This is a genomic window from Moorena sp. SIO3B2, from assembly GCF_010692525.1.
Lineage (GTDB): Bacteria > Cyanobacteriota > Cyanobacteriia > Cyanobacteriales > Coleofasciculaceae > Moorena > Moorena producens.
This window is the reverse complement of record NZ_JAAHHE010000485.1, coordinates 1-3999: the sequence shown is the minus strand read 5'-3', so window position 1 is coordinate 3999 and position 3999 is coordinate 1. Positions and strand designations below refer to the sequence as shown.

General features: G+C 44.1%; 5 protein-coding genes. 1 reads left to right on the top strand and 4 read right to left on the bottom strand.

Features of this window, described 5'->3' with window-relative positions; all coding sequences use genetic code 11:
• Nucleotides 1-490: 490 nt before the first annotated feature.
• Together nfi and ispD are read right to left on the bottom strand one after the other, a co-directional pair.
• Nucleotides 491-1150, bottom strand: a complete 660-nt coding sequence (gene nfi / locus F6K38_RS36695; RefSeq protein ID WP_287359943.1) for a deoxyribonuclease V — start codon at nt 1148-1150, stop codon at nt 491-493.
• Between the two features lie 77 nt (nt 1151-1227).
• On the bottom strand, nt 1228-1932 hold the full coding sequence (gene ispD / locus F6K38_RS36690; protein ID WP_287251391.1) for a 2-C-methyl-D-erythritol 4-phosphate cytidylyltransferase: 705 nt from the start codon (nt 1930-1932) through the stop codon (nt 1228-1230).
• A gap of 127 nt (nt 1933-2059) precedes the next feature.
• On the opposite strand from ispD, the gene F6K38_RS36685 reads away from it, so the two are divergent.
• Nucleotides 2060-3022, top strand: a complete 963-nt coding sequence (locus F6K38_RS36685; protein ID WP_287359942.1) for a glycosyltransferase family 9 protein — start codon at nt 2060-2062, stop codon at nt 3020-3022.
• A gap of 10 nt (nt 3023-3032) precedes the next feature.
• On the opposite strand, the gene F6K38_RS36680 is transcribed toward F6K38_RS36685, so the two are convergent.
• Nucleotides 3033-3155, bottom strand: a complete 123-nt coding sequence (locus F6K38_RS36680) for a hypothetical protein (protein ID WP_287359941.1) — start codon at nt 3153-3155, stop codon at nt 3033-3035.
• 731 nt (nt 3156-3886) lie between these two features.
• Nucleotides 3887-3997 (bottom strand): chlororespiratory reduction 6 domain-containing protein, encoded by a 111-nt coding sequence (locus tag F6K38_RS36675; RefSeq protein ID WP_287359944.1) that lies wholly within the window; start codon nt 3995-3997, stop codon nt 3887-3889.
• Between the last annotated feature and the right edge of the window lie 2 nt (nt 3998-3999).

The following is a 3999-nucleotide window of genomic DNA, read 5'->3' as shown; positions in this document are numbered from 1 at the left end:
GAAGAATGAAGAATGAAGAATGAAGAATGAAGAATGAAGAATGAAGAATGAAGAATGAAGAATGAAGAATGAAGAATGAAGAATGAAGAATGAAGAATGAAGAATGAAGAATGAAGAATGAAGAATGTAGAATGTAGAATGAAGAATGTAGAATGTAGAATGAAGAATGTAGAATGTAGAATGAAGAATGTAGAATGAAGAATGAAGAATGTAGAATGTAGAATGTAGAATGTAGAATGTAGAATGTAGAATGTAGAATGAAGAAGGCAGAATGAAGAAGGCAGAAGGCAGAAGGCAGAATGAAGAAGGCAGAAGGCAGAAGGCAGAAGGCAGAAGGCAGAAGGCAGAAGGCAGAATGTAGGATGGGAAATTCTAAATTCTAAATTCTAAATTCTAAATTCTAAATTCTAAATTCTAAATTCTAAATTCTAAATTCTAACTTCTAACTTCTAAATTCTAAATTCTAAATTCTAAATTCTAAATTCTAACTTCACTTTGATGCTAGTTGATCAGCCCAGCGAGTTGTTTCTGGCAATCGATACTTAGATGTGCAGCGCAACACATAATCAATTGCTGTGGGTAAGCTGATGCGATGACCAATGGAAACATAGACTGGCTTAACTCCAGTCCGAGTACGCACAACGGCTCCAATGATTTCTCCATCATCCCTCAGCGGTTGCCAATTACCTTTGTTTTCGGGCAACTGTTCATGATCACCAATGAATCGGGACTTAGCTACACCAATGGTAGGAATATCTGTCAGTACCCCCAGATGGCAGGCAAGACCAAAGCGACGAGGATGGGCAATGCCCTGACCATCACACAAAATTAAGTCAGGGATAATGCTAATTTTTTCCAAAGCATCCAGTACTACAGGGACTTCTCGGAATGATAGGAAACCTGGTACATAAGGAAAGGTAGTGGGTCTGCGTGCGATCGCATTTTCCCTCAGCTGCAAGTCGGGAAAGCTTAAAACTGCTACTGCTGCCTGTGATATAGCGCCATCCTCCTCAAAACCTACATCCACACCAGCAACATATTGCACTTCCCCCAACTGATCTTCAGAAATTACTTCAGGTTGTAGTTGTTGTTGAATTGCTTTGGCTTCTTCACTATTGACTGGCCAAGGGTGGCGTTGTTGGATCTCCATAGTAATTTCATTATTGGTATGTGGAAATTTTCCATTCCCTTGGGCAACATAAACTATGATTAATCATGGTTAATTAATTAACTAGATTCGGTTCCACTGAGTTCAAAACGTTGGCGCAAGATAAATTCTGCGATCGCTAAATCAACTGGGGTAGTTACCTTCAAATTCGTCTCCTCCCCTTCCACAATCTTTACTGGCAAGCTGCACCGTTCAAACAAAGCGGCATCATCCGTAACTTCCCAGCCAGCCTCACGTCCTTGGTCATGGCACTGTTTCAACAACTTCACCTCAAATCCCTGGGGTGTCTGTGCTGCCCACAATCCCTTCCGATCGGGTGTATCTTGAACAAGATTGGCTTCATCCACCACTTTAATCGTATCCTTGACTGGCACAGCGGCAATTAGACCGGGACAACCCATTAAGACTTGGGCACACCGTGCCAGTAACTCAGGGCTAGCTAAGCATCTAGCACCATCGTGAATCAACACCCTTTTGGCTTCTGCTGGTAAAGCCTGCAAGCCATTATAGACAGATTCTTGCCGCGTTTCACCCCCCTCAATCAACTCCACAGGTTTAGATAGGGCAAGTTCAGCTAGAATTGCTTTAAACTCTGGCCAGTCATAGGGTTGTCCCATGATCCCAATCCAGCTAATACTACTGGCTTTCTCTGCTGCTAGGAGTGTCCAAGCCAGTATTGGTTTACCTAGAAGTGTTAAAAGAAGCTTATTGCGATCGCTCCCCATCCGTCGTCCCATTCCGGCTGCTGGAATTAATAAATGCACGATATTCTACCTCTTAGCTGCTGCTTCATGGCTGAGCTTAGGATAATATGCCCTGGATATAATTCAGAATTAGTCGTTCAAGCGTCAAGTTAAAATTAAACTGATCCGTAAGCTCAAGTAATTTGAGATGAGAATACTAGCCCTTGTTCCTGGTGGAATTGGCGACCAAATCCTGTTCTTTCCCACCCTCTCACAACTAAAACAGTATTATCCCAAAGCTGAGATTGACGTTATTGTGGAACCGCGAGCCAAGGGGGCTTATCGGGTTTGTCAGTCAGTCGATGAAGTTCTAACCTTTGATTTTAAAGACCGCAATGGTCTCGCAGATTTTGGTAACTTGTTGGGAGTGATCCGCGATCGCGAGTACGATGCTGCGATGACCCTGGGACGTCGGTGGTCAGTTGGGCTGTTGCTCTGGATGACTGGTATTGTGCGTCGAATTGGTTACCAAGCTGGTTCAAGGGATTTGTTTTTTACCAACCCTGTGCCCCTAAAAACTGAGCAGTATGCTGCCCATATGTACCACGACTTACTACTAGGTTTCGGTATTAACGTTCCTTGTCAAGAACTCGCGGTTAGAGTTCCCAAATCAGATATTGAGTGGGCAGAAGCTCAACAGCAACAGCTAGAGATTCCAGAAATTGGCTACATTCTTATTCATGGTGGTTCTAGTAAACTCGCTCTGTCCCAAGGAATTGATAAAATCTACCCAGTTGAGCAATGGCAGAAGATTGTTGAGGACATTCGCCAAAAACAACCAGATCTGCCCATTGTCTTGCTAAAAGGGCCAGAGGATGCAGAATGGTGCCAGGCTATGATCGAGTACCATCGTGACATCATTGTTACTGCTCCAGAAGATATTGGTAAATTGGCAGCCATGATTGCTGGTGCTAATTTGATGCTGTGTACCGATAGTGCACCGATGCATTTAGCTGTAGCTGTTGGTACTCCTACCATTGCCTTGTTTGGTCCGACAGAGGCCAAAAAACTACTACCTGCCAAGGAGGGGGTATACGGTATTCAATCACCTACCGGTCGGATTGCCGATATCAAACCGGAAACTGTATTAGAGCAAATTTGGGGTAGTTAGTATAATCCCACTATGTCTTGAGGGAGTAATCAGCCCGCTTTTCTGTTTTCCCCAAACTCTGTTGAGGATAGAAAGCTGACCAAAAATTTTGGGGTTCAAGCCTGGCCTTTGGCCACGCTACGCGAACGCCCATAAGCGGGCGACTTTTACGGAAATAATCAAAGCAATAGTGTATAATTAATTTAATTGTGTAGCCTAGCACAGGCAGGATTCGTCGGTACTGCCCCATTGAACAACGATCGTTTTGCGATGCTAGTACACGAGGCGCGAAAAACCTCGCTATACGCATGGGTCTTAACGGACACCGAAAACCAGTAAAATAACAAATTCAAAGTATATAACGTACCGTGGGGTTAGAAGTTACCGTAAGAAGAGTGGAGCCTTAATCAACAAGTTTTAACCCTTTTACGCATAGCCGACTAACCATAAAGGCGACCCTCTGATAAGGTTTCGTCTCCGGCACACGGGAACGGGGAAACACCCAACGCTTAGGGAGACAAGCCCACTGGGGTTAGTTAAATTAGGCTCGATACTTGGTTTTTCCGAGACGGGTATTTGGCTTAAGTATTGCCTTTCAGGATAGCTAATTTTAGCGATGCAGCGCGGTCTTGGGGGTTTCCCCCATGAGCGACTGCATCAAGACAAGGCGTGTCGTAGAACTAAGAATCCCCGCTCATAAGCGGGCGGGGAGTGTCAAGCTATAGGGGTTGATTGAGATGATCATCAACCCGATATGGAATTATACTTTGCACAGGCATAAACTGCCCATTCATCGTATTTCTTATGCCAATATAGCGTTTCTTATACTTATCAGCCCCGGCTCCATCTCCCCATCTCCCTATCCATCTTTTTTATGATGGGTATTCAACCGGACTTGATATCACCCCCTGAGATTTCGATCAGATCAAACAAAGTATCATCTAGTTCATAGCCAAGTAACTGAGCCATCGACTTGAGGCGGGATTGGCTTTGTATAC